Annotated in this window: 16 protein-coding genes; 10 read left to right on the forward strand and 6 right to left on the reverse strand. The window is 66.4% G+C overall.

Annotation, left to right across the window (positions count from 1 at the left end):
- Positions 1 to 87: 87 nt before the first annotated feature.
- Both LGN19_RS17750 and parA read right to left on the reverse strand, forming a co-directional pair.
- Positions 88 to 1149 (reverse strand): ParB/RepB/Spo0J family partition protein, encoded by a 1062-nt coding sequence (locus LGN19_RS17750; protein WP_122948364.1) that lies wholly within the window; start codon positions 1147 to 1149, stop codon positions 88 to 90.
- A 23-nt stretch (positions 1150 to 1172) separates the two neighbouring features.
- The gene (parA, locus tag LGN19_RS17755; RefSeq protein ID WP_122948363.1) at positions 1173 to 1835 is read right to left on the reverse strand and encodes a ParA family partition ATPase; all 663 of its coding nucleotides are present in this window, start codon (positions 1833 to 1835) and stop codon (positions 1173 to 1175) included.
- Positions 1836 to 3117: 1282 nt separating this feature from the next.
- Between parA and arsC the strand changes: the two genes are divergently transcribed.
- Positions 3118 to 3477 (forward strand): arsenate reductase (glutaredoxin), encoded by a 360-nt coding sequence (arsC, locus tag LGN19_RS17760; RefSeq protein ID WP_174957945.1) that lies wholly within the window; start codon positions 3118 to 3120, stop codon positions 3475 to 3477.
- Between the two features lie 141 nt (positions 3478 to 3618).
- Here the strand turns inward: arsC and LGN19_RS17765 are convergent, their stop codons facing one another.
- Both LGN19_RS17765 and LGN19_RS17770 read right to left on the reverse strand, forming a co-directional pair.
- Positions 3619 to 3840, reverse strand: coding sequence for a zf-HC2 domain-containing protein (locus LGN19_RS17765; protein WP_043186259.1), 222 nt, complete (start codon positions 3838 to 3840; stop codon positions 3619 to 3621).
- Positions 3818 to 4417 (reverse strand): RNA polymerase factor sigma-70, encoded by a 600-nt coding sequence (locus tag LGN19_RS17770; protein ID WP_226216316.1) that lies wholly within the window; start codon positions 4415 to 4417, stop codon positions 3818 to 3820. The genes LGN19_RS17765 and LGN19_RS17770 overlap by 23 nt, the downstream gene beginning before the upstream one ends.
- A 365-nt stretch (positions 4418 to 4782) precedes the next feature.
- On the opposite strand from LGN19_RS17770, the gene LGN19_RS17775 reads away from it, so the two are divergent.
- Entirely contained in the window at positions 4783 to 5337 is a 555-nt protein-coding gene (locus tag LGN19_RS17775) for an NADPH-dependent FMN reductase (RefSeq protein ID WP_122948360.1), read from the forward strand.
- A 46-nt stretch (positions 5338 to 5383) separates the two neighbouring features.
- Here the strand turns inward: LGN19_RS17775 and LGN19_RS17780 are convergent, their stop codons facing one another.
- On the reverse strand, positions 5384 to 7633 hold the full coding sequence (locus LGN19_RS17780) for a hybrid sensor histidine kinase/response regulator (protein WP_122948359.1): 2250 nt from the start codon (positions 7631 to 7633) through the stop codon (positions 5384 to 5386).
- 421 nt (positions 7634 to 8054) lie between these two features.
- Between LGN19_RS17780 and LGN19_RS17785 the strand changes: the two genes are divergently transcribed.
- The 3 genes from LGN19_RS17785 to LGN19_RS17795 are packed head-to-tail and all read left to right on the forward strand — an operon-like array spanning position 8055 to position 9977.
- Entirely contained in the window at positions 8055 to 8423 is a 369-nt protein-coding gene (locus tag LGN19_RS17785; protein ID WP_226216318.1) for a response regulator, read from the forward strand.
- Entirely contained in the window at positions 8416 to 9042 is a 627-nt protein-coding gene (locus LGN19_RS17790; protein ID WP_122948358.1) for a chemotaxis protein CheC, read from the forward strand. Before LGN19_RS17785 ends, LGN19_RS17790 begins: the two co-directional genes overlap by 8 nt.
- On the forward strand, positions 9039 to 9977 hold the full coding sequence (locus tag LGN19_RS17795) for a GGDEF domain-containing protein (RefSeq protein WP_122948357.1): 939 nt from the start codon (positions 9039 to 9041) through the stop codon (positions 9975 to 9977). The genes LGN19_RS17790 and LGN19_RS17795 overlap by 4 nt, the downstream gene beginning before the upstream one ends.
- A gap of 58 nt (positions 9978 to 10035) precedes the next feature.
- On the opposite strand, the gene LGN19_RS17800 is transcribed toward LGN19_RS17795, so the two are convergent.
- The gene (locus tag LGN19_RS17800) at positions 10036 to 10920 is read right to left on the reverse strand and encodes an alpha/beta fold hydrolase (RefSeq protein ID WP_226216320.1); all 885 of its coding nucleotides are present in this window, start codon (positions 10918 to 10920) and stop codon (positions 10036 to 10038) included.
- Positions 10921 to 11095: 175 nt separating this feature from the next.
- Between LGN19_RS17800 and LGN19_RS17805 the strand changes: the two genes are divergently transcribed.
- The 5 genes from LGN19_RS17805 (at position 11096) to LGN19_RS17825 (ending at position 16500) form a co-directional block, all read left to right on the forward strand.
- Positions 11096 to 11428, forward strand: coding sequence for a hypothetical protein (locus LGN19_RS17805; protein WP_122948355.1), 333 nt, complete (start codon positions 11096 to 11098; stop codon positions 11426 to 11428).
- A gap of 259 nt (positions 11429 to 11687) precedes the next feature.
- Positions 11688 to 12536 (forward strand): presqualene diphosphate synthase HpnD, encoded by an 849-nt coding sequence (gene hpnD / locus LGN19_RS17810; protein ID WP_122949661.1) that lies wholly within the window; start codon positions 11688 to 11690, stop codon positions 12534 to 12536.
- 13 nt (positions 12537 to 12549) lie between these two features.
- Positions 12550 to 13803, forward strand: coding sequence for a hydroxysqualene dehydroxylase HpnE (gene hpnE / locus LGN19_RS17815; protein WP_226216322.1), 1254 nt, complete (start codon positions 12550 to 12552; stop codon positions 13801 to 13803).
- Between the two features lie 15 nt (positions 13804 to 13818).
- Positions 13819 to 15792, forward strand: a complete 1974-nt coding sequence (shc, locus tag LGN19_RS17820) for a squalene--hopene cyclase (protein WP_226216324.1) — start codon at positions 13819 to 13821, stop codon at positions 15790 to 15792.
- 51 nt (positions 15793 to 15843) lie between these two features.
- On the forward strand, positions 15844 to 16500 hold the full coding sequence (locus LGN19_RS17825; RefSeq protein WP_264173112.1) for a phosphorylase: 657 nt from the start codon (positions 15844 to 15846) through the stop codon (positions 16498 to 16500).
- Positions 16501 to 16724: the final 224 nt, after the last annotated feature.

Consider the following 16724-nt stretch of genomic DNA (forward strand, 5'->3'; position numbering starts at 1 on the left):
GCTCAGGCCCGCTGACGGGCCGCCGCCGGCTCCGCCCCTCGATCGGGCGGGCCCGGCGTTCTCACCAGGCCCTGCCGGCCGTTTCCGTCACTCCGACAACAGCATCCGCTCGAGCTGCTCGAGGATCGCGTCGCGCTTGTCTTTCGGGAGACCGCGCAGGCGCAATTCAATGCGATCTTCGCCATACGACTTCAGGTCGCCGACCGACTTGCCGCCGAGCTTGATCTCGAGACGCTGCGCATAGCGTTGACGGCCCGCGGCCTTCGGCGTTTCCTGCGCCGCGACACGGCCTTTGACGATGTCCGACACCTGGCGCGTGCTGAGATCGTCCGACACGATCTTGTTGATCAGCCGCAGCGTGGCCTCGGTGCCGCGCGCGTTGTGATAGCGGCCGACCTGATACGCCATGTTCGAACCGAAGCGATCGGGGCGCGCGACCATTTCCTGCATGATCGTTTCCGGCAGCTTGCCGATCGACAGCGCGACGGCCACCGTCGACTCGTCGAGGCCGAGGTGCTCGGAGAGTTCCTTCTGGCTCTGGAAATGCTTGTCGTCGAGGAAGCGGCGCCACACGACGGCGTTGTCGAACACCGTCTGCGAATCGCGCTGGACGTTGAGATCGTAGCCGAGCTTGTAGCTCTGGATGCCGATCGGCACGTCGATCACGATCGCCTTGACCGATTCCTTGTTCGCTTCCTTCAGTGCCCGCACGCGGCGGCCGCCATCGCTGACGAAGTACGTGCCCGGGTTGTCGTAATCCGGAATCACGTGGATCGCCTGTTGCTGCCCTTGCTTCGCGAGGTTGACCGCGAGTTCGGCAATCGACGATTTCAGATAGAAGTGCCGCGGATTGAACGGGCTATGCTTGATCGCCTTCAGCGACAGCTCGATCACCTGCCCTGGCGCATAGCGGTTCTCGAGACGCCACGCGCGATATTGCGCCGTTTCATCGATCGACGGATCGAGCGTGAGCTCGGGCGCGGGCGGCGGCGCGATGTCTTTCTTCGCGGATTTGGTCGGCGCCGGGGTAGGCGTTTCGGACTTGACGATGCCGTCGATCGCATTGAGTCGATCGAGCGCCGTGCGCTTCTCGCTCGTCGTGATATCCGGGCGCGCTTGGAATCCTTTGGCAAATTGGGAGGGTTTCATGTGACTCCTTTGTGCGCATAAAGTCAGGGCAGCATGGCGACGATTTCGTCGGCGCATGCGCGAATTTCTGCGGCGGCCAGCTTGCCGCCACGATCGTTCATCTGCAGCACGGTCTGCCCGAGCGCCATTGCCTGCTTGTACGCCTCCCGGGTCGGGATCTGCGTTTTCAGCAACGGGAAGCCGAGTTCCTCGAGTGCACGCTTGAGCTCGCGGGTCAGCATGCGCTTCTCTTCGGTCTTGTTCAGCAGGAAGACGGCGCGGAGGTCTTCGTTCATGACCTGCGCCTGCTGGATCAGTTTGACCAGCCCGACGCTCGACCAGTAATCGGCCGGCGACGACGACGTCGGAATCACGGCAATCGATGCAGCCAGCAGGACGACGCCCGATACCTTTTCGGTGATCGACGGCGGGCAGTCCACGACGATGATGTCGTAGTCGTTGATGAACTTCTTGATCTCGCGATGGATCTGGCCATCGGCTTCGGCCAGGTTGACGACCGGAAACGGAATACCGTTGTCACTGTCGCCAGATGCGCTCGACCAGTGAACCAGTGTGTTTTGACGGTCTGCGTCGATGACGAGGATGCGCTTCCCTTTTTCATGGAACGCGGCACCGAGGTGCATGGCAATCGTGCTTTTGCCGACGCCACCTTTCTGTTGAGTGACTGCAATGATTTCCGCGGCCAATTTTCACTCCTATTTTGGTCGTTGGAATTCTACAGGACGATATTTGAATTTCAATGAAATTGTCGTTCGACAACTACGCATTGGCCATTCGGGCTATCGGTTTATGCGCATAAACGTACCGTCGTCGACCGGTGGCTCGATTGGATGGTCTGGCGGACGGCTGAAACGTCGATGAGCGACTCGGAGGCGTCGTCACGAATGGCGTCGGCGGTGTGAGAGCGAGTTGCCGCAGGATCGCGGCGCGCTGCCCTTTCGTTCGATAGGGCAGTCTTGCCTGAGAGGCGGGAAGTTTGTGCGCATAAACTCCCGGAAACCAAGGCGGTCGATCGCGCCGTGCGACGGGAAGGCCGGCGCTTCTGGGAGTGTGTGGATAGCGGTATGCCCTGCCCCGGGGACGCCGCGTCGAGGTGCGTCACTGAACCCGCGTACGTCGACACAACGTGCTGTTCGGTCGCTGCGTTTATGCGCATAAACCGCGAGCGATAGACGGCGAGCGGCGAAGGATCACATCTCGGCCGCGCCGGAATCCAGTGTGCGGCGACCTGACGGCGAGGCAGCCCACCGATGCAGGCAGCCCACCGATGCAGGCAGCCCACCAACGCAGGCAGCCCACCAACGCAGGCAGCCCACCAACGCAGGCAGCCCACCAACGCAGGCAGCCCACCAACGCAGGCAGCACACCAACGCAGGCAGCACACCAACGCAGGCAGCACACCAACGCAGGCAGCACACCAACGCAGGCAGCACACCAACGCAGGCAGCACACCAACGCAGGCAGCCCACCAACGCAGGCAGCACACCAACGCAGGCAGCACACCAACGCAGGCAGCACACCAACACAGGCAGCCCACCAACACAGGCAGCCCACCAACACAGGCAGCCCACCAACACAGGCAGCACACCAACGCACCGAAGTGTCCGCACGCACTGCACCGCGAATCGCGAGGTACCTCACCCGGCAATCACACGCTTTATGCGCATAAACCACTCGACCTAAGACGCACCCCCGCATCCTTTACGGTCCGAAACGCCCATCGTATTGATCTGGCGTGAGGGCATTTATTCACCGCCCCGCGATAGAACCCCGCCCACCTTTATGCGCATAAATCCGCTAATTCATTGACGCGTATCCCGATCAGCACTCCCCTCTCGCGATCCGTCGCACCGTCTTGTCCACCTGCCTCTACGAAGCAGCGAATCCAGGCCTGATCCAGCGTCGACTGCCCCGCCAGGCCCGCGACGCAGACTGGCTACAATACAGGGCTCTCCCCTCCTGGCCTGAATGATGATCACGATCTACCACAACCCCCGATGCTCGAAGTCGCGCGAGACGCTTGCGTTGGTCGAGTCGCTGAATACCACCGGTGCACCGTTGAATGTCGTGGAGTACCTGAAGACACCGCCGACGGTCGAGGAACTGGAAACGCTGCATCGGCAGCTTGGCCGCCCGGTTCGCGACATGCTGCGCGACGGTGAGGAGCCGTACAAGGAGCTGAACCTTGCCCGCGCCGATCTGACCGATGCGCAAGCCTACGCGGCAATCGCCGCTCATCCGATTCTGCTGCAGCGGCCCATCGTCGTTTATCGCGGCAAGGCAGCCATCGGCCGGCCGCCCGAATCCGTGCAGGCGCTGTTCGAATAATTCTTGCCCGCCGTATTTTTCTGATTGCGTCAGCCCGGCGCAGGCACTCGCGCAAGCGCCGGCAATCGAGGCCGGTACGATCGCCGGGCAGCACGCCACCACTCACCACCGCCCTGACGATCGCAGTCACGCGATCCAGGCCTAGCTTTCCCCGGACGACGCACCGTCATCATCCGGGGAAGGCCCCCGCCCCGCCGCTGCCTTCGCGGCCGTCCGCAACAGCGCGATCTGCCCGCGATAGGCCCTGCAGCCGCTGCAGGTCGGCAGGTGTACCCGCACCTGCAGGCGCTCGTGCAGGGTCAGATGCCGGTCGAGCGCATCCGACAGCAGTCGCGTCACGTCAGTACATTTCCCCGGCAGCATCTTCGGTCGTCAGTCCTTGTTCGCTCAGGCAGGTTCGCAGGCGCGTGCGCGCCCGATACAGCAGCACGCTGCAATGATTCGTCGTCAGCGTCAATTCGCTGCAGATGTCCGTCATTTCGACGTCGAGGAATTCTCGCATCATGAAGACGCGTCCGATCTGCTCCGGAAGGTGATCGAGGCACGCCTGGAACAGCGCCCAGAACTGCTGCTGCTGCAACAGCGTTTCGGGGCGAGGCCACGGCCGCGGCTTCGCATGCGCGGCCCAGTGCCCGTTTTCCTTGAACAGCTCGCGATCGAGCACGGATTCGCCGTCGAGCTCGGCATCGAGCGCGGACAGGCTCACCGTCCGCTGCCGCGCGCGCAGCACGTCGATCAGCTTGTTGCGCAGGATGCCGAACACCCAGGTCTTGTGAGCCGACAGCCCCGCGAAATCGCCCGCATGCGACCACGCGGCGGTGAGCGCTTCCTGCACGGCATCTTCGGCCGCGTCCGCATCTCGGAGCTGGAGTCGCGCGAAGCGCAGCAGGTCGCGCCGCAGCTGCGCGAGATAGGCGGGGTCGTCGTAGGCGGACGGCATGTCTGGTTGCGTGTCTCGAGGCAAGGGCACTTGCGCCGCCCAGCAGGCGCGTCGCGGTGCGAGCAGCTTACTGGGCGCCGTGTCGGGCTGCAATGCATGTTCCGTCACGAATTCACGAAATCGGCCGGCGCGCTGCGCTATGCTTGCCGAACCCTGTGTCGCGTGTCGGCGACGACCCGCGGCGGGCGATTTGTAACGTCAGAACATAACGGCCAAGTTATCCACAATTTCTGTGGAAAACCTTGTGGAAAGTCGACCGGACGGCCCCGTGGGACGGTTCGCGGGCTGGCTTGCCTATAAACAGACCTTTGTCGCTCGTTCGGAAGCAATCAATCCGATTCCTCACTCACCGGAAGGAGAATGCCATGTCCTATCGCATTGCTGTGGTCGTCGGCAGCCTGCGTCGCGCTTCGTGGAACCGCGCGCTCGCGCACGCCGTGATCTCGCTCGCCCCCGCCGATTTTTCGTTCGAGTTCGTCGAGATCGGCGAGCTGCCGCTGTACAGCCAGGACTATGACGCGGATTTCCCGGAAGTCGCGAAGCGCTTCAAGCAGTCGATCGAAGCCGCCGACGCGCTGTTGTTCTTCACGCCCGAGTACAACCGGTCGATTCCGGGCGTGCTGAAGAATGCGATCGACTGGGGTTCGCGCCCGTGGGGTTCCAACTCGTGGTCGGGCAAGCCGGGTGCGGTGCTCGGCACGTCGCCGGGCGCGACGGGCACCGCCCTCGCGCAGCAGCACCTGCGCAATGTGCTCGCGTACCTCGACGTGAAGACGCTCGGTCAGCCCGAGATGTTCATCAAGCACGACCCGGCACGCATCGACGATCAGGGCCAGATTCTCAGCGAAGACACCCGCAAGTTCCTGCAGGGCTTCGTCGATCGCTACACGGGCTGGGTGCGCTTGCTGAAGTCGGCCTGAGCGTCGCACCCGTTCATGCCGCCGGCGCCGGCCCGCACGCAACGGGTCACGTGCCGGCGTGCCGCGCGTCGCGCGCTTCGCGGATGCCCAGCAGGATCTCGTCGAGCAGCGCGATGTCGAACGGCTTCGACAGCACGCGGACGTTGACGGTGCGCGTGCGGTCGAGTTCCTCCGCGTAACCCGTGACCAGAATCACGGGCAGCTTTTCCGGCCGCTGGTCGACCGCTTCGGCGAGGTCGATGCCGTTCAGGCTGCCCGGCATGTGGATATCCGAAATCACGAGGTCGAACGCATCGTTCGCGGCTGCGCCTTCGATCAGGCGCAATGCGTCGTCGGCGGTGGGCGCGTAGGTCACGCGGTGCCCGAGCAGCGACAGCAGCGCTTCGGTGCCGGCCGCGACTTCGCTGTTGTCCTCGACGAGCAGCACGTGCAGGCCGGCGAGCGCGCCTGCCCCCGCGTCGTGCGCGATCGCCGGCGGCCGCGCGACGACATCCTCGGCGCGTGCACGCGGCAGGTAGAGGCGCACCGACGTGCCGGCGCCGACTGCGCTGTCGATCGTCGCGAGGCCGCCCGAGCGTTCGCAGAACGCGAACACCTGCGGCAGGCCGAGCCCCGTCCCCATCCCCTGCGCCTTCGTCGTGAACAGCGGTTCGAACGCGCGCGCGAGCACGTCGGGCGCCATGCCCGACCCCGTATCGTCGAGCGCGATCTGCACGAAATCGCCGGTCAGCGGAAAGCCGTCCTCGCGACGCAGCGTCACGTTGCGCGCGCCGACCGTGAAGCGGCCGCCGGCCGCCATCGCGTCGCGCGCGTTGACCGCGAGGTTGATCACCGCGAGTTCGAGCTCCGCGACGTCGACGCGAATCGGCCAGACGCCGGGCTCGATCGCGACGACCAGCGACGATTTCGAACCGAGTGAGGTCTTCAGCAGTTCGCGGCACGTGCCGACCCATTGCCCGACGTCGATCGTCTCGTTGTGCAGCGGCTGCTTGCGCGCGACGCCGAGGAGCTGGCGCGTGAGCGACTGCCCGTTCTTCAGCGCGCGTTCGATCGCGCCGAGTTCCTTGTCGAGATGCTGGACGCCGCGCCGCCGCACGATCTGCACGTTGCTCGAGATGATCATCAGCAGGTTGTTGAAGTCGTGCGCGACGCTGCCGACGAGGTTGCCGAGCGCCTGCATCTTGCGCGACTGCCGATACGCCGATTCGATCGAGCGCCGCATCGATGCTTCGGCCTGCCAGCGATCCCACGCCTCCTCTTCCGCCTTCAGCCGCTTGAGCGACAGCCAGATCACGGACCACAGCGCGATCGACGGCGCGAACATCGAGATGAACAGCACGCTCAGGTGTTCGTACCATTCATGCCAGATCGCCGACGTGCGGTACGCGCACGTCACGTAGACGGGATAGCTGCCGACCTGGCGGTACGCGACGATCTCGCTGCTCGCGCCGTCGTGGCGCACTCGCACGACGCCGGCGCGCGGATCGTTGCGCGCGTCGCCGAACGTGACGGCGCGATCGGTGTGCGCGAGTGCGGGCGGCGGCGGATACGACGCGATCACCGCGCCGTCCGAGCGTGCGAGCGCCATCGTCATCGGCGTGCTGGCGCCGCCGAGCAGGTCGCGGTAGAACGCGTTGAAATACGACGACTTCAGCGCGATCGACACCATCCCGGCGAACGAACCGTCGCTATGGCGCCGCGCGACGCCCGTGTTGAACACGGGAATGTTCTCGAGCTTGAGCGGCCCCATCATCAGCCGCGAGATGTGTTCGATCACCTTGCCGTCGCGGATGCCGGTGAAGTCGTCGCGGTTCGCGATCGACGCATAGGGCGCCGGATAGTAGAGGCTGTTCGCGAGCAGCATCCCGCTCGCGCCGAAGATCGATACGGCGGCCACCTGCGGATAGCCGCCGCCGATCGTGTTCAGCGCTTCGTGGATGTCGGACTCCCGGTTGCGCACGGTCGCGTCGTCCATGTCCTGCACGAGATCGACGATGCGCGCATCGAGCGTCTCGCTCAGGTCGAACACCTTCAGCGCGTGCTCTTCGGCCACCCGCACGGTGCGCATCGTCACGTCGCTCGCGGCGGCCTCGCGCGTCTTCAGGTCGCTGTACGCCATCACCATGACGTAGATGCAGGGCAGCACGATCGCCGCGACGAGCAGCACGATCAGCGTCACGCGGCGCACCGCGAAATCGTGCTCGGGCGCACCGGACGCATAGTTGCCGTCGTCCTGCCAGTCGTCGGCGGGTGGAGAGGCGGGAGCGTGGGAGTCGGCGGGCCGGTCGGACGTCATCGAAGAAGCGGGTGAGGCGGAGGTGCCTGCCATCATAAACGAGTTGCGACGGCCCGCCGAACGGCCCCGGACGCCAGTAATCCTGTCGATTCCGACAGGGGGAAATTGTCAGATTGAAAACGCGACGAATCCGGCAGCGCAAACGTACACAAGGAAAAATTTTGCGTGCTTATCTCGAAAATGGTCGCGACTGTTTTCGGAATGGCGTGCGTTTGGATCGATTCTGTTCGAAATGGTGAATATGGCGAGTTGCACCGCCTCCGGTTTACTCAGAGAATCGCGCCTTGCTTTCCCTATGACAGATATATGCGCCCGCGCGCGGCCGCTAGGCGGTTGCCCGTGCCCGAACGCATGGCGCCTCAAGAAGTGCGCCGCGCGGTCGTTAACGCGAGAGAGACCACTCCGTATACCGCATCGCCCCATGTCTTTGCCGATTGTAATTGCCGACGATTCGCTGCTCGCTCGCAAACTTCTGACAAAGGCGCTGCCGGGAGGCTGGGACGTCGATGTCGCGTATGCCGCGAATGGTCGAGAGGCCCTGGCGCTCTATCGTGACGGCAAAGCTTCCGTAATGTTTCTGGACCTGACGATGCCCGACATGAGTGGCTATCAGGTCCTGGAGACACTGCGCCACGAAGATCTGAACACGTTCGTGATCGTGGTATCCGCCGATATCCAGCCGCAGGCGCAAGTACGCGTGCGCGAATTGGGCGCGATCGCATTCGTTGCCAAGCCCGTGACGTCGGAGGCGTTGCTGCCCATTCTCAAGGAGTATGGGTTGTATGCCTGACTCGGTGTTCACGGCGGAGCAACGCGACGCGTTGCAGGAGATCGCCAATCTTGCAATGGGCCGCGCCGCCGCGCGGCTCGCGTTGTTGCTCGGGCACTTCATCGAGCTGTCGGTGCCGCGCGTGCGGGTCGTGAAAGCGACCGACGCGGGCGATGCGCTGCGCGAGATGACGGGCATCCACGACAACGTGACCGCCGTGCGCCAGGGTTTCCGTTCCGACATCAAGGGCGAGGCGATCGTGCTGTGCCGCACCGCGGGCATCGCGCGGCTCATGTCGGTCGTCGACCGCACGTTCGGCGACGGCGTGTACGGCGGGATGGCGACGCCCGACGAAGTCGTGTTCGACGTCGCGAACGTGCTGATGGGTGCGTGCGTCGCGTCGATCCTCGACGAGCTCGGCCGCAAGCCCGTGTTCTTTCCGCCGGGGCTGCTCGGCGCGAACGTGTCGTTCGACGACGTATTCCAGCCGACCGAGCTGGCATGGAGCGTGGCATTGCTGCTCGAGGTGAACTTCGGGCTCGAGGACCACGCGTTCCGCGCCCACTTCGTGATGCTGATGGCCGAGGATTCGATCCGGCTGATGGGCGACGCGCTCGACGCGTTGCTGTCCGCGCTATGACGGCCGCCACCCCGTCGCTGAGCGACCTCGTGATCGAGCGGGTCGGCTTCGGCCTGTTCGTGCTCGACCGCGCGATGACCGTGCTGATGTGGAATCGCTTCATGCAGGACCACAGCGGCATCCCGGCCGCCGACGTGATCGGCCGCAACCTGTTCGACTGCTTTCCCGACCTGCCGCGCGCATGGCTGTCGCGCAAGCTCGAGAGCGTGTTCCAGCTCGGCAGCTTCGCGTTCAGCTCGTGGGAGCAGCGGCCCTACCTGTTCCGCTTCGAGCACGACCGGCCGATCACGGGCGGCGTCGACTACATGCAGCAGGACTGCACGTTCATGCCGCTCACGCGCGGCCGCGACGTCGAGGCCGTGTGCGTGACGATCTCGGACGTCACGCATGTCAGCGTGATGCAGCGCGAGCGCGAGGAAGCGGTCGCGAAGCTGCGCGAACATGCGAATCGCGATGGCCTGACCGGCATCGCGAACCGGCGCTTCTTCGAGGCGCGGCTCGGCGACGAATTCGCGCGCTGGCAGCGCTACGGCGGCGACCTGTCGGTGCTGCTGTTCGACCTCGACCATTTCAAGACGATCAACGACCGTTTCGGGCATGCGGCCGGCGACGCCGTGCTGCGCGAGACGGCGCGACGCGTCGCGTCGATCGTGCGCGCGCAGGATACGTTCGGCCGTTTCGGCGGCGAGGAATTCGCGCTGCTGCTGCCGTGCACGAATCTCGACGAGGCGATGCGCGTGGCCGACAAGGTGCGCGATGCGATCGGCAGCATGCCGGTCGACGCCGAGGGCGTCAGCGTGCCGGTGACGGCGAGCGTCGGCGGCGCGCGTGCGAAGACGGGTGCGCCGACCTGCGACGTGCTCGTCAACGAGGCCGACGCCGCGCTCTATCGCGCGAAGCGGCTCGGGCGCGACCGTTCGGTCGCCTACGCATAGGCGCACCCGGGCTCGCGCCCGCCCCGCGCGGAGCGGATGCGCGCAGCGCGTGCCGCGCTCAGCTTTTCGCGATATCGGCCAGCACGCCGGCCAGTACGGCAGGCTGCGACATGAACGGCGAATGGCTGCTGTCGAGCTGATGCACGTGGGTCGGGTTGTCGGGCGTGAACGCGTCGGCTTCGTCGATGAAGCGCTGCTGCAGCGCGGGCAGGATCACGCGATCCTGCAGGCACTTGATGTAGTGGCGGTCGATTGCGCCCCAGCGCGCGGTGGTCGTCGGGATCGCGGTCGCGAACGGCGCGGCCGGCACGTCGCAGGTCATCAGGTTCGCGACGGCTTCGAAGTCGGCCTGCGGCACGTCGTCGTACAGCGCGCGCTTCGCGGTCTCGCGATACGTGGCGTCGCCGCTGCGCGGATCGATGCGCAGCGCACCGGCGACGCGCGGGCTCGCCAGCATCAGCGGGCCGAGCATTTCACCCTTGTTCTCGGGCGCGCGCACGTAGTCGAGGCCCGGCACGCCCGACGCGGGCATGAAGGCCGCGAGATAGACGATCTTCGCGATCTTTTCCGGCGCGCGTTCGGCGGCCGCCGTGATCGCGAGGCCGCCCATGCTGTGCCCGACGAGCACGACCTTGCCGTGGCCGAGCGCGTACGCGTCGTCGACCGCCTGCATCACCTGCGTGGCGTAATCGTCGAGCGTCGTGTTCGCGACCGGCGACGGCTCGGCGCCGAATGCATCCGGGTCGAGCGGGCGTGCGAGGTACGAAGCGGGAAAGCGGGCATTGATGCCGTGCGCGGGCAGGTCGCGCGCGATCGACAGGTGGCCGCGTGCGGCCAGCGCGGCCGCGACGTGCGCGTAGCACCACGCGCCGTGCCAGGCGCCGTGCACGAGCACGAAAACGGGATGATCGGACTGCGGGGTGGCGCTTGCGTTCGTCTCCATGGTGTCCGGGTATCGAGATTTTGAGAAAGGTGTCATCTTAGACGAACCCGCGCGCGCCCAGACGAGCCGGACTCGATCTGTCCCTCTTGTCTCGTACAGGCCACATTTCGTCCGTATCCGATTTGAATTTATCCCGAAGCACGCTAATTTGTTGCTTTGCCTGCGATTGCGCCCCATGAACGTCGACTATCTCTTCTACCGGAAGCCGGACAAACCCGGCCCCTATTCGCTCGACGACCTGGGCGACATCGCGCCGCCGATCGGCCCGGGCGACCTGGTGCGCGCGGGCATCGCGCGCGTGTTCGCGCAGATCGACTGGCAGGAGTCGCCCGATGTGCCGGGCGCGTGGTTCGGCACGGGCGGCGCGGTTTTCCAGTACACCGCGGAGCCCGACGGCCGCGTGACGAGCTTCATGGGCTCGCGCCTCGAACGCCGCTCGATGCTGCAGCTCACCCGCGAAATGGGGCTCATTGCGCTCGACCTGCAGCGCGACATCGTTTACGGCTGACGCGCCGCCGGCGCCCGTTCCCGCCCAGGCCGGACGCGCTTGCCTGTCAACGGCTTCCGGCAGGCCGTCGCACGCGGCGCGTGTCCGCCATCGAACTTCAAAGATTGCTATACTTTCGCCCAATTCCGGCTTCCGGCCGGTAATTTGTGCCTGTCTGCGTCGATCGTTCGCATATCTCGCACGCATTTGACACCCTGACCATCCCAGCCGGGCATGGCTTCTTCAATCGCCCCGCGTGGGTGTCTCCGTGGAGCTCGTCTTGGCCGTTTCCAATTCCGTCGTGGACGAACAAGAAACCGACGCCGCTGCCGTCACATCGGGCAGTTCTTTCTATCTTGCGATGCGCATCCTGCCGGCCGTGCAGCGCGACGCGATGTTCCAGGTTTACGCGTTTTGCCGCGCGGTCGACGACATCGCCGACAGCGACCTGCCGCGCGCCGAGCGCAACGCGGGCCTCGATCGCTGGCGTGCGGACATCGACGCGTGCTTCGCCGGCCGCCCGCCGCGCCACCTGGCCGCGCTCGACCGCGAAATCCGCGCATTCAACCTGCAGCGCGACGATTTTCACGCGATGATCGACGGGATGGCGATGGACGCGGTCGAAGACATCTGCGCGCCCGACGAACCGACGCTCGACCTCTTCTGCGATCGCGTGGCGAGCGCGGCCGGCCGGCTGTCGGTGAGGATTTTCGGGATGCCGGAAGCCGAAGGGATCACGCTGTCGCATCACCTCGGCCGCGCGCTGCAACTGACCAACATCCTGCGCGACATCGACGACGATGCGGCGATCAACCGTTGCTACCTGCCGCGCGAGCTGCTCGCGCGCGAAGGCATCGCGATCACCGACCCGGCGACGATCGTGCGCAATCCGGCGCTGCCGCGCGTGTGCGCGACGCTGGTCGAGCGCGCGCTCGAGCATTTCCGCCAGGCCGACGCGGTGATGGATACCTGCCCGCGTGCACAGGTGAAGGCGCCGCGCATCATGTCGGGCGCGTATCGCTGCATTCTCGAAGCCGCGATCGCACGCGGCTTTGCCTTCCCGCGCGCACCGCTGCGCAAGCCGAAGGCGCGCATGCTGATGATCGCCGCGCGCTACGCGCTGTTCTGAGCCGACCGAGTCGATGCCCAGGACCGTCCACGTGATCGGCGCCGGCGTTGCCGGCCTGTCGGCCGCGGTCGAACTGCAACGCCGCGGGCGACGCATCGTGCTGCACGACGCGCACGCGCATGCGGGCGGACGCTGCCGCTCATGGTTCGACGGGACGCTGAACACGACGCTCGACAGCGGGCTGCACGTGGTTTTCGCGGGGCAGCCGGCGACGCAGCGATACTTGCGCGCGATCGGCGCGGTCGACCAGCTCATGGGGCCCGCGCTGCCTGAATTCCCGATCGTCGACGTCGCGTCGCAGCAGCGCTGGACGCTGCGCTTCGGCAACGGGCGCTGGCCGTCGTGGCTGTTCGATGCCGCGTCGCGCGCGCCGGATACGACGCCGCTCGACTACCTCGCGCTCGCCCCGCTCGCGTTCGCGCGCATGGGTCGCTCACTCGCACAGACGATGCGATGCGACGGCATGCTGTGGGAACGTTGGCTGCGGCCGTATTTCCTCGGTGTGCTGAACGTCGAGCCGCGCCACGCGAGTGCCGAACTCGCGCGCGCGGCGCTGTACGGCACGTTTGCCGCGGGCGGCCCCGGCTGCCGTCCGCTCGTCGCGCGCCACGGCCTCGGCAGCGCATTCGTCGAACCGGCGCTGCGGATGCTGCAGCACGGCGGCGCGCAGATCCGGCTGAGCTCGCGGCTCGACGCGTTCGAATTCGGCGCGCACGGCAATGCGGTCGATGCGGTCTCGGTCGGCGGCGAGCGCATCGATCTCGCGCCGGGCGACGCCGTCGTGCTGGCCGTGCCGCCCGAGGTCGCTCAGCCGCTCGTGCCTGAACTCACCGCGCCCGATACGTTCAGCGCGGTCGTGACCGCGTATTTCGCGGTCGACGCGCCGGCCGGCAATGCGCTGCAGACGGCCGTCGTGAACGGCGTCGTCGATGCGGTGCGCACCGGCGGCGGCCAGCTCGCGGCGACGATCCGCGACGCGGGCCGCTGGCTCGACACGCCGCGCGACACGCTCGCGCGGCGCATCTGGGAAGACGTCGCGCGCGTAACAGGCGCGAACCCGGAAACCATTCCCGCGTGGCAGCTCGTCGTCGAGCCGCGCGCGGGCTTTGCGGCGGTGCCGTCGCAGGAAATGAAGCGTCCGGCCGTGCGTACGCGCTGGACCAATCTTGTGCTGGCAGGCGACTGGATTGCCACCGGCTTGCCCGCCACGATCGAGGGCGCGATCCGCTCCGGCCAACTGGCCGCGGACGTGCTCCAGACACAGTAAGTAAAAGAGGGACCGATGAACGATCTCACCGAAATGGCTACCCTGTCCGCCGGCACCGTGCCGGCCGGCGTCGATACGGCCGTCGCGCGTGCGACCGACGCGCTGCTGGCCGCGCAGAACGCGGACGGACACTGGGTCTACGAACTCGAAGCCGATTCGACGATTCCCGCCGAATACGTGCTGCTCGTCCACTATCTCGGCGAGACGCCGAATCTCGAGCTCGAGCAGAAGATCGGCAAGTATCTGCGCCGCATCCAGCAGGCCGACGGCGGCTGGCCGCTGTTCACCGACGGCGCGCCGAACATCAGCGCGAGCGTGAAGGCGTATTTCGCGCTGAAGGTGATCGGCGACGACGAGAACGCCGAGCACATGCAGCGCGCGCGTCGCGCCATCCACGCGATGGGCGGCGCCGAGATGTCGAACGTGTTCACGCGCATCCAGCTCGCGCTGTACGGTGCGATTCCGTGGCGCGCGGTGCCGATGATGCCGGTCGAGATCATGCTGCTGCCGCAGTGGTTTCCGTTCCATCTGTCGAAGGTGTCGTACTGGGCGCGCACCGTGATCGTGCCGCTGCTCGTGCTGAACGCGAAGCGCCCGCTCGCGAAGAACCCGCGCGGCGTGCGCATCGACGAGCTGTTCATCGATCCGCCCGTCAACGCCGGGCTGCTGCCGCGCCAAGGCCACCAGAGCGCCGGCTGGTTCGCGTTCTTCCGCGTGGTCGACCATGCGCTGCGCGCGGCCGACGGCCTGTTCCCGAACTACACGCGCGAACGCGCGATCCGCCAGGCCGTGTCGTTCGTCGACGAGCGCCTGAACGGCGAGGACGGCCTCGGCGCGATCTATCCGGCGATGGCCAACGCGGTGATGATGTACGACGTGCTCGGCTACGCGGAAGATCACCCGAACCGCGCGATCGCGCGCAAGTCGATCGAGAAGCTGCTCGTCGTGCAGGACGACGAAGCGTATTGCCAGCCGTGCCTGTCGCCGGTGTGGGACACGTCGCTCGCCGCGCATGCGCTGCTCGAAACGGGCGACGCGCGTGCCGAGGATGCCGCGATCCGCGGCCTCGAATGGCTGCGCCCGCTGCAGATCCTCGACGTGCGCGGCGACTGGATCTCGCGCCGTCCGCACGTGCGGCCCGGCGGCTGGGCGTTCCAGTACGCGAACGCGCACTACCCGGACGTCGACGATACGGCGGTGGTCGCGGTGGCGATGGAGCGCGCGCAGCAACTCAAGCAGAACGACGCGTATCGCGATTCGATCGCGCGTGCGCGCGAGTGGGTCGTCGGGATGCAGAGCAGCGATGGCGGCTGGGGCGCGTTCGAACCGGAAAACACGCAGTACTACCTGAACAACATCCCGTTCTCGGATCACGGCGCGCTGCTCGATCCGCCGACGGCCGACGTGTCGGGCCGCTGCCTGTCGATGCTGTCGCAGCTCGGCGAGACGCCGCTGAACAGCGAGCCGGCGCGTCGTGCGCTCGACTACATGCTCAAGGAGCAGGAACCGGACGGCAGCTGGTACGGCCGCTGGGGGATGAACTACGTGTACGGCACGTGGACCGCGCTGTGCTCGCTGAACGCGGCCGGGCTGACGGCGGACGATCCGCGCATGAAGCGCGGCGCGCAGTGGCTGCTGTCGATCCAGAACAAGGACGGCGGCTGGGGCGAGGACGGCGACAGCTACAAGCTCAACTATCGCGGCTTCGAGCAGGCGCCGAGCACCGCGTCGCAAACCGCATGGGCGCTGCTCGGCCTGATGGCGGCCGGCGAGGTGAACAACCCGGCGGTGGCGCGCGGCATCGACTACCTGATCGCCGAGCAGAACGAAGAAGGCTTGTGGGACGAGACGCGCTTCACGGCGACGGGTTTCCCGCGCGTGTTCTACCTGCGCTACCACGGCTATCGCAAGTTCTTCCCGCTGTGGGCGCTGGCGCGCTATCGCAACCTGAAGCGCGACAACACCACGCGCGTGACGTTCGGGCTGTAACGCGTGGCACCGAAACCTACCGGCACGTTGCCCGTCATCGCCGTGACGGGGATGGCGTTCGAGGCACGTATCGCGCGCGGCGACGGCGTCGAAGCCGTCTTTGCCGCGCGGGCCGACCGGCTCGAACGCGCGCTGACCGAGGCGACCGCGCGCGGTTGCGCGGGCATCGTGAGCTTCGGCACGGCGGGCGGGCTCGCACCCGACCTGGCACCCGGCGCACTCGTGATCGCGAGCGCGATCGACGGGCCGTTCGGGCGCGTCGAGACCGATACGGGCTGGAGCGCACGGCTCGTCGCCGCGCTGCACGACACGCCGGTCTGGGCGCGCGTCACGCGCGGCACGATCGCGGCCGTCGGCGCGCCGGTCATCAGCGAACAGGACAAGACGTCGCTGCATCGCGCGAAGAGCGCGCTCGCCGTCGACATGGAGTCGCATATCGCGGCGGCCTTCGCGGCCGCGCGCGGCGTACCGTTCGCGGTGTGCCGCGCGATCGTCGATCCGGCGTGGCGCACGCTGCCGCGCGCGGCAACGGCCGGCCTGCGCGACGACGGCAGCACGGCGATCCTGCCGATCCTGCGTGAGCTGTTGAAGCAGCCGTCGCAGCTCGGCCCGCTGCTGCAGGTCGCGAGCGACGCGCGCGCGGCGCGCACGACGCTGATCCAGGCGCGGCACGCGTTCGAGCGTGCCGGCGCGATGCGGATCGCCTGAGCGGTACGCGCCGCTGCGCATTCCCCTCCTCCGCCCTCTTCTTCGCACTCGCAAGAAAATCGCTGCATGACACAGCACTCTTGACCGTTTCCGGCCATTGCAATCGGCACAACGGTATGGAGAACGAGACTTGCGAGGTTTCATGAGCAACGAGCGTCAGCGCAGGATTGCAGCGGTGGATCATGCTGAAAATATTCAGGATAACGACTCATATCTCAAAATAA

It is taken from the genome of Burkholderia sp. AU30198 (genome assembly GCF_020419825.1).
GTDB lineage: Bacteria > Pseudomonadota > Gammaproteobacteria > Burkholderiales > Burkholderiaceae > Burkholderia.